The following is an 18,185-nucleotide window of genomic DNA, read 5'->3' as shown; positions in this document are numbered from 1 at the left end:
TATGAAAATTGCATTAATGTTGGCGGGACAAGGAACTAAAGTTAGCGAGGAAGTAAAGGAAGCATGGCTGAAGAATAAACAAACACTAAAATGGATTGAGCAAGCAGAGACACAGCTGCAGCAGCCGATCCGAGAGTGGTTCTGTTCTGATCTAAGCCAAGACACACGAAAAGCACAATTGGCAACCTATGTAGGGTCCATGTGCATGTATCAATTGTACCGGGAACATGTGGGTTTATATCCTAGCATCGTTCTTGGACACAGCCTGGGTGAGATTACAGCACTAACCATTGCAGGTGCTATAAGTTATAGTGAGGGACTAAAACTGGTAGATGTGCGAGGAACTGCCATGAAAAAAGCCATTGATACACAAGAGAGTACGGGCATGACAGCTGTGTTTGCTTCCCCGGAGAAGGTTGAAGCATGGTTGAGTGATAGACAAGATATCTATATAGCCAATTATAATTCTGCTAAGCAAACGGTCATTGCGGGTAAGAAGGTTGATCTGCAGGACTTCGTCAAACAAAACAAGGTAGAGTCTGTTCCTTTAGGAGTCAGTGGCGCTTTTCATACTCATTACATGCAGGCAGCAGCAGATGAAGTTTACAATCAGTTGAACAGTTTTTCGTTTAACCCATATTGGAGTACTGAAGTCATTAGCAACGAATTCGCAAGACCGTATCAGCCTTTGAATATTCGGAAGGGGATATCCAGTCAGATGGTAAATCCCGTCTGCTGGACACAGTCTGTGGAATATGCAGTGAAGCAGGGCATACAAGTATTCATTGATTTATCCCCGAACGGAATGTTTGTCAAAATGCTTGGAAATCAGGTCCAAGTCCACGCCCTCCACAACGAAGAGCAACTCTCAAAGCTTAGCAATGAACTTAAAGACGATATCGAAGTTAATAAACACTACAGTGTCTTTTCTCGAGCGCTAGGGATTATTGTCTCGACCAAAAATAATAATGAAGATCCGGAAGCATATGAAAATATTGTGATTAGTGGATATAACCAGATCAAATCACAGATTGGAAAAGAGGCAACGGCTGAGGATATAGAAAAAACGTTATCCTTGTTGGAGCTTATTCTTCGGACGAAAAAAGTCCCAGAGGAACAAATCATGCATTATCGTAACAAGTTAGCCTGGAAAGCGGGATAAATTCCTGGAAGCTGATCAAGGAGAGGAGGAGAACCATTGAGTATAGGAGATATTGCCATTATCGGTATGGACCTCACGCTTCCAGGGTGTGGGAATATGAATGATGCATGGAATAAAATGCGTGATAAGCGAATTTCCGTGGGGAAATTTCCGACTAACAGACATGAACAGATTGGTGAACTGGTTAATGAGGATATATTCATGCCAGGTTCATACCTTGAACATATCGATCAATTTGATCATAAATATTTCAACATCGCACAAAAAAGTGCTGATTTTATGGATCCCAACCAGAGATTGACCCTGTTATCAGCCACCCGGGCGCTGAATGATGCTGGTTGTCTTGAGCAGATCCGCGGTACACAAACCAGTGTATATGCAAGTGTGAACTCTACACAGCAATATCAATATCAATTATTGTTGCAGCAGCGTAGGTTGAAACCGGATCTGCTTGGAATGTTAAACTCGACCATATCAAGTCGCATACAATATATCTATGACTTACGTGGTGCTTCCATAATGACGGATACGGCCTGTTCATCCTCACTGGTATCCATTATTCAAGCGTCAAATGATCTTAGACAAGGTATTATTGATCAGGCTATAGTCGTTAGTTCTAATCTTTATGTTAAGCCGGGATACAAGTCCGATAAATTGGTAGACATTTTGGCAACAGATGCTCGGACACGTACCTTTGATGATCGAAGCACAGGTACATCCATTGGAGAGGGTGTAGGTTCTGTAATTCTCAAACGGAAGGAGGATGCAGAACGGGATGGTGACTTTATCTATGGTCTAATCCGTAGCTACGCCATGAATAACGATGGTCAGACGATGAATATGTCTTCGCCTAACCCTGATGCGCAAGAACGACTGATTGAACAGGCATGGGCTCCCCTTCAGGACGAGATGCAGCAGCTGGCATTTATTGAAGCACACGGTACGGGGACGGCCATCGGAGACACGATCGAATTTGAGAGCTTGAGTAATTACTTTGCAGAACGTGTTAAAACAAAACAGAAAATTGCTCTGACAGCATGTAAGTCCAACTTCGGACATCTGGATGTAACATCAGGATTGTTCTCATTGATTAAGTCGGCCTTATCTTTACGTAACCGCGTAGTATTACCTCATCCGGATTTTCAGATTCCCAATGAGGAGATAGATTTTGAATCATCGTCTTTCTTTATCCCAGATCGTTCCTTTCCGCTGGAAGAACATGCGCTTGCCGGTATTAGCTCCTTCGGCATGACGGGTACAAATGCTCACGTTATTCTTCAACAATATAGCTGTTCGGTGCCATCCAAAGCCAAGGAATTGCCATTGAATTTAAAGAGTTACTGGTTCCCATTGGATGAAAATTCATTCACAGTACAAGATGATCTTCAGCGCTTGGAAACGGATGAGTGGCTTATCGTGCAGTTTCCTTTACACAGTAAAAGACAATGGGAGATTCGTGAACATCAGTTCAATGGAAAGCATCTGCTTGTAGGTACGAGTATTTTTGAAATGATAGCCCAGGGGTTAGGTTGTACGCCATACACTCTTGAGCACTATGACATTAATGGTCTTCACATTATGAATCAGATGGCGGTTCAAGACGGCCCCCTGATGGTTCTACTCAACCTGGATAAGAAAACCTTAAAGGTGGTTGTAACATATACGACTGCTGGCGTGTTGAAGACTTGGCTACAGTTTGAATTACATGATAAATCTTCAATGCACAGGCCAGTAATAAGAACGGCGATAGAGCTGGATCAGCGAATAAAAGCAGGAGAACTTATGGAAGTCGCTGTAACAAGCCAGGTTGGGGGCGAAGGAGGGGAAGATATTGCTGTATCCCGAAGATGGGATGTAGTAGATCGTTTATGGACTAATCAAGAACATACAAGAGCTGTAGTTAAGCTGAGACCTCCTTCAGAGTATAAAGTTGAATTCTCAATGTATAGCTTTTATCCCTCCATTCTCGATCCTGCCTTCAATGCTCTAAATCGAATGGCTGAACCCGAACAGATTGTGTTTCCATGGTATTGGAGCGATATCCGTTTTGAGCAGTTTGAACTTGTAGGGGAAGAGTTCTATTCGGAAATAGAATTAGTAGATCGTACCATGGATGAAAGAGGGAACATCATCCTTTCACTTAATGTTAATTTGTTCGATGGACAGTGGAATCTTATTCTATCTGCTGATCATTATAAAGTTAAAAATGCTCTTAACAAGGAAGAATCGAGTCCGTACTTTAAGCAAGAAGAGATTATACCTGCAACGTTTACACAACATTCGTATAGTTCATCCGAAGCAATCCATTTTGTACATGAATCCTTGCGTTCACAGCTTCAACTTGATAGTCCAATAGCCTATTTTACGGAACTAACAGAAATTAGCGAGAAGGCGATGGGGCTCCAAGAGAAACATATGATAAAACACGTATATCTGTGGGACCGGAATTATACAGAGGTAGATCGTATTGCGGATGAGACGTATACCCTTGGAAAAGTGCTAATCAATTTAAATAAAATACTGCATATGAAAAAGTTTTATTACGTAAATTCAGGGGTTTTAGGATACACAGGTAAGCAGGGCGAGTATCCCAAAATGAATGCCTTAAATCGTTCCATAGCCATGGGAGCCTATGCCTTAAGACTGGAAGTGAACAGTGAAGTTATTGTTGTGGATACAGATCATACATACTCAACGGATGTGGGGCGAGTTGACTATGGGTCGGAGCAACATATTATTCACCGGGAAGGTAAGTTCTATATCCTGCGTTTGAGGAGTTTGAAAGTAGATGAATCATCCCGGGACAAATTCTCCGAAGGTACGACTGTACTGATCGTTGGGGCTAGTTCTGGAATTGGTCAGGCCTACACAAGAGATTTGGCTGATCGATCTGCTGACATCCAAATCATAGCTGCGGGAAGAAGGTCCGTGTGGGATGGTCTGCCATTAAGAGATAATGTGAGTTATCTCAAGTTGGATATATCTAATGAGGAAGAGGTTTCTTCTTTCGCTGCTCAGTTTCATGGCAAACTTGATTATATTCTGAACTTTGCAGGTGAGCCAGCTCAGGGATTGTTTGTTAACAAGTCCAGGAATGAGTTTTGTTCGAAGACAAAAAGTAAAATAGAAGGTTCGAATCTGTTGGGAATGTATTTCCCTGAAGTGAAAGAAATCATTCATTTCTCCTCACTAGCGGGTGTTATTGGGGCGATGGGACAAGCGGAGTATTCCATGGCTAATGCATATCAATCGGGCTTGCCCCTAACGAATACGAATGTAAGAGTTCTCAATCTAACGGGTTGGCAGGATGTAGGTATGTCAGCAGGGATGGAAGATTATTATTTCGAGAAATTAACCAGTGCAGAGGGCATTCCATTATTAAATCGGTTCATTCAATCGAATGCCAAGTCGGCTGCTCTCTTTAAGCTAAAACGTGCAGCAGATGAGTATTCTTCTCTCTTCAGTCCTGTTACAAAAATGCACAGAAAGCAACAAGTAGAGAAGGTATACACGGGTTCTGATCGTGTTAAAGATCATGTCGTTACTGCATGGCGGAGAACACTTGGTGAAGATGATTATGACCAAAATGTTAGTTTCTTTGAACAAGGTGGGGACTCTATTACAATCGTACATTTATGTGATGAATTGAATCTAGCGTTTCCAGGACAATTCGATGTAACGACATTGTTCTCTATTGCCACGATACAGGGTCAGGTTGATCTTATCAATCAGGTGGACAACCGGGAAGCAGTGAAAGAACAGAGTGATGGTCATTATGATGCAGCAGAGATGCTGGCATTTCTCAATAAATAATAATCATGAAAGAGGCGATTGAACATGAAGGCGAGTGAGTATATCTTCGGTCAGATTCAAAAGGGCCAACTTGATTCAGCAGTAGGCAAAGATTTATTAGAAGAGATTATTCCAGATGATATTGCGATAGTAGGCATGTCATGCGAATACAGTGATATCAAAGATACATTTGAGTTTTACCAAACGGTAAAAAACGGAAAACAGGGGTTTAAGGAATTTCCCAAAGGTCGAATTGGTTATATTCCCGAAGATCACACTTATCTGCACAACGGAGCCAAACATTTAAAGATCACACCAGAGGAATTCCTGGAGAGATTGTGCAAAGAAAAGGGATCTTATCTCGATGATATTGATACCTTTGATTATGAATTTTTCGGCATTAGTCAGGACGAAGCCAGATATATTGATCCCACGCATCGTTTGGTTATGAAGCACTCCTATCTTGCTCTGGAGGATGCAGGTATTCGCCTATCCGATGTTAAGGATAGCAAAACAGCTATCTATGTAGGCAAAGACAAATCCATTACAGCAAGTTATCGTTCCGAGATTGAAGAGGACTCCAATCATATAAACTCAGGAAACTGGGAAGGCATACTGGCAAGTCGTCTCAATTATATTTATAACTTGTCTGGAGGTTCGTTTGTCGTTGATACAGCTTGTTCCTCCTCGTTGGTCGCTGCACATATAGCATTGAAAACACTTCGGGATAAAGAGATTGATACAGCAATTGTTGGCGGTATTGCTCTTGGACTATTTCCACGTCAAGGTAGTGTACTCGATCAATACAGTAATGTGGAGACACCGCGTTCCTTCCTGAAAGTATTTGATGCTGAATCTCAAGGAACGATCTTTGGCGAAGGTGTAGGTATTGTCATTCTGAAAAGGTTGAAAGATGCGATTGCAGACAATGATAACATCTATTCCATTATTCGTGGCAGCATGATTAATAGTGATGGCAAATCTAACGGTTTGACCGCCCCTAATCCCCATGCTCAAAAGGATCTTCTACTGGATGCCTATACAAGCAGCCATATCTCGCCTGAAACGGTGGATTACATTGATGCACATGGAACGGGCACGAAACTTGGCGATCCGATTGAAGTTCGAGGGCTAACGGATGCATACAAAAAATATGTGAACAAACGTGGCTTTTGTGCATTGACAAGTTTGAAGGAAAATATCGGTCATACCGTAGGAGCAGCAGGGGTAGGCGGATTGATTAAGATGTCGCTGGCTCTTCGCAACCAGGAAATCTTCCCAAACCATTCTTTTGAAGCTCCGAATGAATATATCAAGTTTGTGGACAGTCCATTCTACATTCCTACCCAGGCTGAGAAGTGGATCAAAGGTAAATATCCGCGTCGAGGAGGAATCAGTTCCTTCGGATTCAGCGGTACCAATGCTCATGTGATTCTTGAGGAATATGAGCACGCTATAAACGAATTAGATTATGACCCAATGGCTTTTCCATTTGTTTTCACGGCACAATCGACTAATCAATTAATCAAGATGTTGTACAAGTATGTGAAACATGAAGAATACATGAGCGAATATAGACTGCAAGATATTTCATATACCCTTATTCATAGAAGAAACTGGTTTAACACAGGAGTTGGTTTCCAAGCTAACTCAATGGAAGAGTTTATAACAAAAGTAAGAGCGGCGATAACATTGCTGGAAGGCCGAGTGCCAGCAGACGGAATCTTTACGACGAGTGATCGGGAAGTAACAACGGATATGAAAAAACTTATCCATTATCAATTGAAAACAGACTACAGACAGTTTGACTTGAATGAGCTTATTCAACTCAAACTGGATGGGTACGAGACGACATTTGATGAATACCCGTATGAGAAGGCTAGAACTGTAACATTACCTGGTTACGAATTCAAATCTGATATTCTATGGGCTACGGTTAAACGATATAGTCCGCCTGTTCAATCAGGCCCGAGCCTTCCAGTGAAAGCGACATTAATTCAAGAGCAAGTGATCAGATCCGCCAAATCGGATGTGTACCAAGTCAACTTATCCCCAGATGATTGGTTCGTAGATGATCATCGAATTGGAGGTAAGCGTACGTTCTCAGGTACCACGTATACCGAATTGGCTGCTGAGTTAGCTTCCTTATACTTTGACGAACCTGCGTTCACGTTAGAAAAGTTGTATTTCAAAAATCTGATTCAGCTGGATGATAAAACAGATAAACGTTTCCTGATTCATGTGAACAAGCTGTCTGCCAAGCAACTGGATATTGAGGTTCTCTCATACGAAAATGATGATCTGGAGCAGTATAAGACGCATGCAGTCTTTACACTTAAACCCCAGGAAGTAATGGAGAAGCATAAGCTTGATTTGTCCTCAGAGGTACAGAATCAATTGAAACCTACAACGATGGGAAGTACAGAAGAGGAGAATAACTTCTTCAAGGGACGTTGGAACTTTATCGCTCAGGACTTCCGGATGGTTCATATGGCCGATTCCAAATTACTTCTCTCACTTGATCTACAAGAGGAATTCCTTGAAGATCTTGATGCCTATCATCTGCACCCTTCCATGTTGGATGGAATTCTGGGGGCTATGGTATATGAACGGGCTCAGGCTCGCCAGAAGACATATCTTCCCTTGTCTTACGGTCGGTTTACCTATACAGGAGTAAGGTTCACCAAGAAGATGTATTCCGTCACCGAACTTCTTTATGACATTACCGGTGATCATGATGTAATCACTGCGCACATCCATGTGTACAATGATCAGGGAGATCTAGTTGCTTATGTAGATAAATATGTTATGAAGTCTTTTGCCAATATGTTATTTAAGCCGTATCTTCATACTATTGGGTGGGAACGTTCAACAGTTGAGTTTACAGGTGGAGAAGAAGAACATTGGGTTAACAAACAAGTGTTACTGATAAGCAATGATCTGGTTTCAACGGCTGAATCTTCTACAATAACTCGTGTGAATTATGAGCAATTAGATCAGATAACAACAGGAATTAGATATGATCTGGTAGTTTATGCACCGTGGATTGGATTGGACATATCTGACCCTGGGAAAATTGAAGAAGAGATGATGAAGTACTTCCTATTCGCCAAGACAGCTAACAAGTTCCTCAAGAGAGGCGGTAAATTAATTTTTGCAGCTGATCAGGGTCTTGCTTTGGAGAAAGACCAGCTTCAAGTTAACCCGCTTCAATATGCAATGATGAGTTCAGGTCGGATTGTGGGTTTGGAGAATACAGGTTTCGCCACACAAATGATTCAGATCTCCGGGTTTAATATTACCGAGTTGTTAAAGGTCGCTGCTCGCAGTGAACTGGATGGTAAAAAAGTCATTGTTGATGATGGCATCATATACGAAGAATCTCTCATCGAAAATAAAGATTTGAAGCCTAGATCCGTAGACTTGTTGAATGATGACTGCGTTATTGTTACAGGGGGTTACGGGGGCATCGGGCTTGAATATATCGAGCAGCTACTCGATGTGAATGCTGAAGTACACATAGCGGTATTGGGACGTACAGATATCCAAGCGGCCCTTGCTTCCAAACAAGAACGTTCATTGTATGAGGACAGTAAACTTAATAAATTGAATAAGCTGATATCCAGAGGGGCTAATCTGAAATTCTACCCTTGCGATATTTCACATGAGTCTGAAGTACAGATAACTATAACCAGAATTCAAGCGAAATATAATATAGCTGGAATTATTCATTTGGCGGGAGTTCCAGAGGAAGGCATGTTGTTCTCCAAAACGGAGGATGAATTCAAAAAAATTATAGCACCAAAGGTTACCGGTACACTTTTGCTCCAGAAGTATGTTAATGCAGACAAGCTGCAATTCTTTGTTACCAGTTCTTCAATGACTACAATTACAGGTTCTGCAGGTCAGTTCTCTTATACCGTGGCTAACGCATTTTTGGAAGGGACGGCACTATCTGATTCGTTAATAACAGCAATACAGTGGCCGGGATGGAAAGAGACAGGAATGGCCCTTAATTTCGGAGATCTGGCTGCTGCGGATGAACATCTCTTAATGAAATCTGTTTCTAACATGGAAGGCAGAGAATATATTAAACTTTCGCTTCATACGGGAGACTCCGGTTTTATTGCAGGTGAATTTAACACATCCAGGATCGAAGAATATTTAGGTGAATATATCCAGTTACCAGGCAGTTACAGTCATGGGAAATCTCGAACTAATTTGGAGGGGGAAGAGGAGGAAGCACGTCCTTACCAGATCAAGGAGTATGGTTCTTTAACTGTAACTGGGACGGATCGCCAGGATGATATTGAGAAGTTTGTTACCGTCGTGTTTGCTTCGGTGCTTGATCTTAATGAGATTGATGTGCATAAGAGCTTTACCGATCTGGGTGGAGATTCTCTCAAAGCATTTGGCATTTACGGGCCTATTGCAGAGCAGTTTAACATTGATATAGAGGTTGCTGATGTCTTTATCTATCCGACGATTGTGCAGTTAAGTGAATATGTGAAAGAGCTGATGGAAGAGGCTGCAGCATGAGTAAATCCAGTTCTCGTGTCGTCATTGTAGACTACCGCTGGGATATGCCAGCGATGGATGATTCGCAAGCGAAGCAGCTTCTCCATAGCAAGGACAAGCTCTGGGAAAATAGAATAGAGCAGTTGAGCGAGCGCTTTAGTCAAGATTTCCACGGAGCTAGCTCATTCGATGGGATTTTCTATCCATCCATTGAAGAAAGATTTCCTTTAGAAGGCATAGATGAGGAAAAAACATCATATTTGCTCTCCAGTGAAAGAATCACATTATCGTTGTTTCAGTCGCTCATCAATCAGAATGTCATGACAACGAAACACGATGTGTTGGTATCTAACGGAACTGCACAAACAGACTTGATATCTAAATCGGCCTATTTGGGAATGCAGGGCGTTGATTTCATGAAGGCTATAGAATTGCTTGATCCGTTGGCATATCTGAAAATGCTACGTTTATCCAGGCCGCCAGCAATTCAGATGGTAAGCGAAGCATCAACTTCAGGCATAGGGACTTTATATAGCGGATATAAAGCCGTTAAAGAGGGGAAGTTTAACGCGGCCCTGGTCGGTGGTTCTTGCGCTAGTACGATGCCATTCCCCCATGAGTTATCCAACTTTGGGTTCGGTTCTGATCGATTTATTCAACCGTTCGAACAAGGTGCTTCAGGGCACTATTTTTCAGAAGGAGGCGCTGCCTTTCTAATTAAAGAAAGGCAGCAAGCCCTTGCAGATGGAGATCACATTCTTGCTGAAATTAAAGACATCACCGCAGGCACTATGGGAAGTCCTGTAATTAATCGCAATGCAGTTAAAAAACTGGTGCTTCAATCTCTGGCAGATGCCGGTGTACTTCCTTCAGATGATATATTTATGGACCTGTATGGAAGAGGTAATGAGATCGATGATACTGCTGAGTTTTCCTGTTTGAAAAATGTACAGAAGGTGTTCCCTGGTTTAAAGGGAGGATATCTGAAACAACATGCTCAATACATGATTGGATACTATGGATTAATTGGATTATGTCGTTTGCTGGAATCGAAGAAAAATAACACAGAGTTACAGGGAAGTGGTGTTACTCAGCCCAACTCCTATATAGGCAAGATAGAACCGGATCAATGGACGACTCAAGTGAATGACTATCATTGGATTACAATGCCCATGTATTCAATGCATGGCAACGTGTATAACTTAGTCATTCATATGGATGCTGATGAAGGATAGAGGAGGAAATAGACATGCAACTGATATGTTTTCCTTATGCTGGAGCTCATGTAAATGTATTTGTTGAACTACAAAATCAGATCAAAAACAAGTATCCCCATATGCAGATCATGTCTGTGGAATATGCTGGGCATGGGAGACGGTTTTCTGAGACAGCGTATCAGTCCATTCAAGAGAATGCGGCCGATCTATACATGAGAATTACAGCAACAATGAATAAAGAAGAAGAAATCATGTTGCTTGGATACAGTATGGGTTCAATTGTTGCCTATGAAGTTGCACAAATGCTAATCAGGGAAGGCTACAACATAGTCAAACTGATTTTTATGGCCGCTACTCCGCCTCATCGAATAGATATTCGAAATGAGGATTTATCAGGAGATGAGGAACTTCTTCTACGCTGCAAACATTACGGCTTGATTAAAGAAAGGCAGTTTGATTCCGCACAGATGCGTAAGCTGTTTCTGCCAGCACTTCGCCATGACATTAATGCAGTGAATACGTACAATGTCGTCAACAACTATCAGAGCTATACATTTGATGAAAAAGTTCAAATTGCTGTTTTTCTAGGTCAGCAGGATCTGTCTGTCGCCGATGAAGATTATTGGACAGACCTTTCCGAGAATGATGTACAGTATCATTTCTACCCTTCTGGACATTTCTTCTTATATGACCACCAGAATCAAGTCAGTCTGGATGTTATTGATTTTATTACTAATTCAAATAAGACCATTATCTGAGGAGGGGTTAGAATATGAGTTTACTTGGAATGCTTCAGCAAAGCGTGGAGATGTATAAGAACAAGATTGCCATTTCCGAAACGAATCGTATGGTTACTTATGGAGAATTGAATGCATTGTCGAACCAGTACTATGACTGGCTAGAAGAAAAAGGGGTATCCGTTAATGATATTGTTGCTATTGAACTGGAGAGAAGCATAGAAGCTATTGCTGCAATGATCGCCATATTAAAACATGGTGCAGCATATACGGTTATTAATAAAGACTATCCAGAGACTCGTAAGGAGTATATGAGACAAACACTGGACATTAAGATAACCATTGAATCTGTTTTTGAGGTAGATCATCAAAGGATGGAAGAGTGGTCAGGTGTAACGAGAACAGAGGATCAAATGTGTTATGTCATTTTCACATCGGGAACAACATCCCTTCCCAAGGCAGTGGGAATTCCTGATAGTGGAGTGGTGCGATTATTGCATGAAGATCGTTTGGGATGGGACGCAGCTAAGACCATCTCTCATATCAGTCCTCTGGAATTTGATGCTTCAATTATTGAGATCTGGGGGGGATTGCTTAGTGGCATGACCATTGCGCTACTTTCCAAAACAGAGGTTCTGAACATTTATCTGGTTGAAAAACGAATTCAACAAGAAATAGATATCATGTGGATAACGAGTTCCTTGTTTAATTTTTGGGTGGATAAAAAACCTGAAATGTTCAAGAAATTAAGTCATGTTATTGTGGGCGGGGAGCAGCTAAGCTTGTCACATGTGGAGAAGGTCCTACCATTTACGAAAGTTATTAACGGATACGGTCCTACGGAGAACACTGTTTTCACTACACTAGATGTAATGGAAGGTTCTGTGGACGAGATTGCAATAGGAACGCCAATTTTCGGAACGGAAGTATATATCGTTAATGAGCAAGGTGAGATGAGTAATGAAGGGGAACTTTACGCAGCGGGAGAGGGAGTAGCCTTAGGATACCTTGGTAACCCCGAGAAGACGATGGAATCTTTTATTAGCTGGAATGGCCTACCTGTGTATAAGACGGGTGACCTTGTAAGAGTGAATGCAGACGGCCGAATAATCTATATGGGAAGAAAAGATACCCAGGTTAAAATTAATGGTTACCGCATTGATCTTCAGGAAATCGAATCTACTGTAAAGTCGTTGGGTATCTCCAACTGTCATGCTTTTGTTCAGGATAAAAAAATCTACCTTGCTGTTACAACACGCCAAGAAAATATAGCTAGCCAACTAAAACGATTGCTTCCTATTTACATGATCCCGTCCAAAATAGCTTATGTTAGCGAATTGCCTTTGACAGGGAACGGGAAGACCGATACTAAAACGTTGTATGAGCATTATTTTATTACCAAAACGAAAAGACTTATTCGAATTTTACAGCGGTATTTGAATGCGGACATCACTGAACAGACCAATTTGTTTGAGTTCGCCATCGATTCAATTACGATCTGGGAGATTGCAAGAGAGATTAATCATTCGTTCCACAGTGATCTCAGTTTCTTTGATATTATTGAGAATCCGACAGTCAATGAGATTACCAAAATGTTAGGAGAAGAATATGATGCAGCGTACAATTTATGATTTTCTGCTCCGAAAGTATGAACTGCATCATGCAGGTCAAGACCCTTCATTTAGGAAAACATTCACGGGAAGCATGAAGTGGTACTGGGGATTAAAACTGATTGTAGTGGGCATCTACATTGCTCTTTTTCTCCATTATGTAGGAAAGGATCAGTTTCTTCCGTCGGAAACGTATTGGTTCATTGGGGGAATTGTGTTCTCATTATTCGTTATTACCTTATCCTACCTGAATATTTTTACAGCCTGGTTTGCCATCATGCTTGGAAAACATCGTAAATGGATAGACAATCTATTAATTATTACAGGTATTCTGTTGTGTATAAAACTCCCCGTGTATACGTTTGGAAATGGTGATGTTAACTTTTTCAATATACAGGAGTCACTGCTTCTTCCCGGTATATTGATGATTGCTATGGGGCTCTATCGTAAAGTTCATTATAGATCTTCAAAAGTAGTACCTTGGTGTGCAGCCGTGAGTCTCTTGATCTCAGCAGTGATTCTTGTTAAATTCCCAATTGATTCTATCGGCCAGAGTATTTATCTTGGATTTATAATGTTGGTAAATGCAGGTTTTATCATTGATTTGCTAGTGCTCTATATGTTGCATTTCAAATCAAGAATGCTGGCACATTGAGGTGAATGCGTATGATTACTCCAAATCTGATTGCAATTAGTGAGCAAGAGATTGAGGCTGACGACATCTTGAGTCCTTATGAGCATGAAATATACGATAACATAACCAATGAAGGCCGAAGGAAAGAGTTTCTGGTCGGGCGATATGCTATTAAAAAAAATCTGAAGGATCAATTTCCCTCATATCATGGGGAGATGAGTAATATCTCTGTTGAATATGGGAGCCTGCGTTTTCCGCTGATTCATGACAATCTGTTCGAAGTGGGATTAAGTCACTCCAAGACATATGCTCTTTCTGTACTATACAGCAAGGATAACGTAGTCGGAGTTGATATAGAGACCATACGTTCAGATATCCCGATTGCAGAGATGCTTAGTGAGGCCGAGAAAAAACTTATAGAACATCTTTACCCAGCTTTACAATTTGCCTATATATTCTTCAGTTGCAAAGAGGCACTGGGGAAAGCGTTGAAAATGGGACTTCTAGCTGATTATTCAATCTATGAGATAAGTGAAGTTGTTTCAGAATTAATACATGGACAAGAAGTGTTTCGTATACAATTCAAACGATTTCCGTTCCTTACAGGTTATAGCTTTATGAAAGATGATAAAGAAATATGTAGTTTGGTTGTACCGCAAAAAGTTGATATAAGGGAGGTACTGAGATTACTCATTGCTTCCTGAATCATGAAAAGACAAAACCACCACGGTTAGTAGTCTTACAGACTACGAAATCGTGGTGATTTTGTCTTTTCATGCAGTTACGTGACATTATGAAGCGCTTATGACATAGGTAAAGGCAGATCATGTACGTTTGTGACGGAAAGAATCAATAGTAGGAAGGGAACGGATGTATAGGTCTTTACTCCCCTATAATTAGTACCAGAGAGGTGATCAACATACAAGAACAACCCGCAGTACATACCAGTTTAACGGAATCATTGGCTAGTAAGATTGCACTATGGATTAACAAGGAGCGTGATGGAGAACACATTCGATACTTAAAGATGAAGCTTGGTATTGAAACGTTATTGATTAATACCATGAAAAGTGTTTTGGTCTATGGTCTGGCTCTCTTATTCAATATGCTTCTGGAAACGTTAATTGTACATGCTACATATTATGCTGTCCGTCGAATATCATTTGGATTGCATGCCAGTACAAGCTTCAGATGCAGCATGATCAGCATCATGTTATTCGTTGGTTTACCCTACATATGCTCATACATAATGATTGGCAACGATATGGTTTTAATTACTGGATTGATCTCTGCAGTGCTTTTGTATCGATATGCGCCAGCAGATACTGACAAATTCCCACTTCTTGGAGCGAAGAGAAGAAAGAAACTGAGAATGGCTTCTGTACGAACGGCAGTAATTCTCACTTTAATTGCACTTTTATGTCCAAGTCATACGGTGAAAACATTAATGATGACAGGCATGTTGTTACAGATCATTTCAATTCTTCCCGTAACATACAAAATACTTAAGAGGAGTGTTAGAAATTATGAAAAATATGAAACAGATGCTGTTGGACGGATTTAAGAATAATGTAGCGAAATCAATGGAGGTAATGGCGATTAAAAGTGGAGAGATTGCGATGGAAACGAGTTGTTCACTTTTCAATTATGAGTCTAAAATCCCGAGCGAATTGTTGTTGAGTAATAAGTAAGTAGTTAAATGTTACCTATATTATCCTAATAGTCTATCTTACTTTGTACCCAGCTATGGACTGGTGAAACAGTAAGATAGACTATTTTGTTGATAAATTTTACATTATTTCATATAATCATGATTACAATCACTTACTAATTTTTGTTAATGATTAATCAGATTTTTCATTATAGGCAAGACTCGCTTAATCTTTACTACATAGAGAGAAGGGTTATTGATAATGTTGCTGATTTTTGGTTCTATAATTCAAATGGTAACCTTTAGTTTGTCTATTCCTATCATGTTGAAGAATCAATTTAGTCGGAAGTATATTGCTTATATGGTTACTGTTTCAATCCTTCTAGGATATTTCTTTTTTTTAGTTATGGGATCAGCAAGTAGTTTTGTAGTTTTACTGTTTCTAATGTTAAGCGTGTATTACCAGTTGAGAAAGTTTATTCTTAGCATTCTAATTCCTACGATTACGCTTATTTTTATGGTCATAAGCGACTACATATGTGGTGTAATAAATATCAGGGTTATTGGTGGTTCTAATGTATCTCTTCAATATAATTCTTTCTATATGTTACTCTCTGTGACGGGAATTATGGTTTTAACATTTCTAATGAGCGCAATAGTCAGGGGACTTTTCACAAAGCTAAATAGCCGAGATATCTTTTTGAAAAAATATGGTTTATATCTATCGATTTTATCCATTTTTACTGTTGTGATTTTTTACATCAATATATGGATCGGGCAACGACAAGGTTTCTCAGATGAGAATATTCAAGCCAATAGTATACTTTTTATATTCTATTTTATTTTGTTAATTGGTGTTTTTGTTGCACTAACTCGAACAGTTATGAAAGAGTCGGCACTTCAGAATAGACAAGAACAGTATGAACAGCTGACAGATTACACGGAAAATCTGGAACACTTATATACTGATATGCAGAAATTCCGACACGATTATATCAATATTCTTCTGAGTATGTCTGAATTTATTCGAAATAAAGATATAGAACAGTTACAAATTTACTTTGAAAAAAAGATTATGCCAATCAGCCAAGGAATGCAGTCCAATACATACAAGTTAGGGCCGTTACATAATCTGAAAGTACAGGAATTAAAAGGTGTTATATCTGCCAAGATGATTAAAGCGCAAGAGTTGAACATTGATGCGGTAATTGAGGTGATTGAGCCTATTGAGCACATCAATATGGATTCCATTCAATTATGCCGATGTGTAGGGATTTTGCTAGATAATGCTATTGAAGAAGCGATTCATTGTGACGAACCGATTGTGACTTTAGCACTGATTCGTAACGAAAGAGGCATATTAATTGTGGTCATGAACAGTTGCAGAGAGGAAACTCCTGAATTATATAAACTTTTTGAGAAGGGCTTCTCAACCAAAGGCAACAATCGTGGACTTGGTCTTAGCAACTTAAAAGAGATCGTTTCACAGTGCAAGGGTGTTGCTTTGGATACTGAGCGAAAAGAAAAGACATTTATTCAAATATTAGAAGTGCTCGAGCCCTCAGTCAACAGTGATGCCAATAGATCTACGAGCAGTGTGATATTAGGATAACTCAGTTTAAGTGGGGGGAAAGGCATGTTGGAGATTTTTATTTGTGAAGATGATGAAGAACAACGCAAACGTTTAACCAAATATGTAACGGACTATATTATGATAGAGAACTTAGATATGAAGGTTGTTATCTCTACTGCACATTCTAGTGATATTATTGAATATCTCCAGCAAAATAATACAACAGGTCTATATTTTTTGGATGTAGACATTCAGGAAGAAAAGAGTGGAATTGCGCTTGGAGCGGAAATTCGTCAATATGATACTCAAGGAGCCATCGTATTTGTGACGACACATTCAGAGCTGACCTATCTAACATTCACTTATAAAGTCGAAGCAATGGATTATATTACAAAAGATAATTTTACTGATATACAAAAACGGGTTATCGAATGTATTAATACGGCAAATCAGCGATATGTTCAAAATAAACAAAACAGTCGTAAAATATTTCAAACCAAGTCTGGCGATAAAGTCATCAGTATTGAGTACAACGATATTTTATTTTTTGAAACCTCTCCGCAATTACATAAAGTGATTCTTCATGCTAAAAATCGTCAAGTTGAGTTCTATGGAAAATTGAAAACCTTACTTGAGATGGACAGCAGGTTTTATCGTTGTCATAACTCGTATGTAGTAAATAAAGATAATATTTCAGAAATTGATTTTGCCACGAGAGAGATTCAGATGGTGAACGGTCAGATCTGTTATGCTTCCAGTCGGTTTTTGAAAGGATTAAAGGATATCGTTCAAAAGTGAGTATATGTTTAAAGTAGAAACGAAATTTTATACTCCATGAATATGTGCCTATACATATTTTATAATGAAGAGAAATGTGATGAGCCAAGAAGGGCTGCAACTAAATAAGTTTATTTAAATAAAGTGTTGCAATTAATAATCTGACGTGATATATTATTAATCCGGCCAAGAAAACACGGTTCAAACGGTGCGGCAAGCGAATGAAATAAGCTTCGAAAGAAACTTTAAAAAAAGAGCTTGCAAAGTTGGTTCGGACATGATATTATATAAGAGTTGCTGAAGAGAACGACATTCGGTAACGGAACGAGTTTGATCTTTGAAAACTGAACAACGAGTGAGTAAACATTCTGCTTGCAGAATGAACGCGAAAGTTCGAAACAAGCCTTGGCTTGAATCGGCTGGAGCACAAATGAGATTTTTAATCTCGTCAGATTCAAAATGAGCTTATCGCTCTTTTCAATACTTTATTGGAGAGTTTGATCCTGGCTCAGGA

Annotated in this window: 12 protein-coding genes; all 12 read left to right on the top strand. The window is 39.9% G+C overall.

Going from position 1 to position 18,185, the window contains the following annotated elements; genetic code table 11:
* The first annotated feature begins 1 nt into the window (after nucleotide 1).
* The gene (locus tag ACTHPG_RS25120; RefSeq protein WP_440392105.1) at nucleotides 2–1,162 is read left to right on the top strand and encodes an ACP S-malonyltransferase; all 1,161 of its coding nucleotides are present in this window, start codon (nucleotides 2–4) and stop codon (nucleotides 1,160–1,162) included.
* A 36-nt stretch (nucleotides 1,163–1,198) separates the two neighbouring features.
* Entirely contained in the window at nucleotides 1,199–4,975 is a 3,777-nt protein-coding gene (locus ACTHPG_RS25115) for an SDR family NAD(P)-dependent oxidoreductase (RefSeq protein ID WP_440392104.1), read from the top strand.
* Between the two features lie 24 nt (nucleotides 4,976–4,999).
* On the top strand, nucleotides 5,000–9,493 hold the full coding sequence (locus ACTHPG_RS25110; protein WP_440392103.1) for an SDR family NAD(P)-dependent oxidoreductase: 4,494 nt from the start codon (nucleotides 5,000–5,002) through the stop codon (nucleotides 9,491–9,493).
* Nucleotides 9,490–10,707, top strand: coding sequence for a beta-ketoacyl synthase N-terminal-like domain-containing protein (locus ACTHPG_RS25105; protein ID WP_440392102.1), 1,218 nt, complete (start codon nucleotides 9,490–9,492; stop codon nucleotides 10,705–10,707). The genes ACTHPG_RS25110 and ACTHPG_RS25105 overlap by 4 nt, the downstream gene beginning before the upstream one ends.
* Nucleotides 10,708–10,721: 14 nt before the next feature.
* Nucleotides 10,722–11,447 (top strand): thioesterase II family protein, encoded by a 726-nt coding sequence (locus ACTHPG_RS25100; protein ID WP_339239675.1) that lies wholly within the window; start codon nucleotides 10,722–10,724, stop codon nucleotides 11,445–11,447.
* Between the two features lie 14 nt (nucleotides 11,448–11,461).
* Nucleotides 11,462–13,057, top strand: coding sequence for a non-ribosomal peptide synthetase (locus ACTHPG_RS25095; protein ID WP_440392101.1), 1,596 nt, complete (start codon nucleotides 11,462–11,464; stop codon nucleotides 13,055–13,057).
* Nucleotides 13,035–13,691 (top strand): hypothetical protein, encoded by a 657-nt coding sequence (locus tag ACTHPG_RS25090; protein WP_339303950.1) that lies wholly within the window; start codon nucleotides 13,035–13,037, stop codon nucleotides 13,689–13,691. Before ACTHPG_RS25095 ends, ACTHPG_RS25090 begins: the two co-directional genes overlap by 23 nt.
* Nucleotides 13,692–13,702: 11 nt before the next feature.
* Complete coding sequence (locus tag ACTHPG_RS25085) at nucleotides 13,703–14,374, top strand: 4'-phosphopantetheinyl transferase family protein (RefSeq protein ID WP_342571901.1); 672 nt, start codon at nucleotides 13,703–13,705, stop codon at nucleotides 14,372–14,374.
* A gap of 206 nt (nucleotides 14,375–14,580) precedes the next feature.
* The gene (locus ACTHPG_RS25080; RefSeq protein WP_339239683.1) at nucleotides 14,581–15,234 is read left to right on the top strand and encodes an accessory gene regulator B family protein; all 654 of its coding nucleotides are present in this window, start codon (nucleotides 14,581–14,583) and stop codon (nucleotides 15,232–15,234) included.
* On the top strand, nucleotides 15,197–15,361 hold the full coding sequence (locus ACTHPG_RS25075; RefSeq protein ID WP_440392100.1) for a cyclic lactone autoinducer peptide: 165 nt from the start codon (nucleotides 15,197–15,199) through the stop codon (nucleotides 15,359–15,361). Before ACTHPG_RS25080 ends, ACTHPG_RS25075 begins: the two co-directional genes overlap by 38 nt.
* Nucleotides 15,362–15,583: 222 nt before the next feature.
* The gene (locus ACTHPG_RS25070; RefSeq protein WP_440392098.1) at nucleotides 15,584–16,933 is read left to right on the top strand and encodes a GHKL domain-containing protein; all 1,350 of its coding nucleotides are present in this window, start codon (nucleotides 15,584–15,586) and stop codon (nucleotides 16,931–16,933) included.
* A gap of 24 nt (nucleotides 16,934–16,957) precedes the next feature.
* Nucleotides 16,958–17,692 carry a LytR/AlgR family response regulator transcription factor gene (locus ACTHPG_RS25065; protein ID WP_440392096.1) on the top strand — a complete coding sequence of 245 codons (735 nt, stop codon included), beginning with the start codon at nucleotides 16,958–16,960 and terminating at the stop codon, nucleotides 17,690–17,692.
* The last annotated feature ends 493 nt before the right edge of the window (nucleotides 17,693–18,185 follow it).

It is taken from the genome of Paenibacillus sp. SAF-068 (genome assembly GCF_051967555.1).
Lineage (GTDB): Bacteria > Bacillota > Bacilli > Paenibacillales > Paenibacillaceae > Paenibacillus.
Note: the sequence above shows the minus strand (reverse complement) of the source record. Positions and strands in the feature narration are given on the sequence as shown.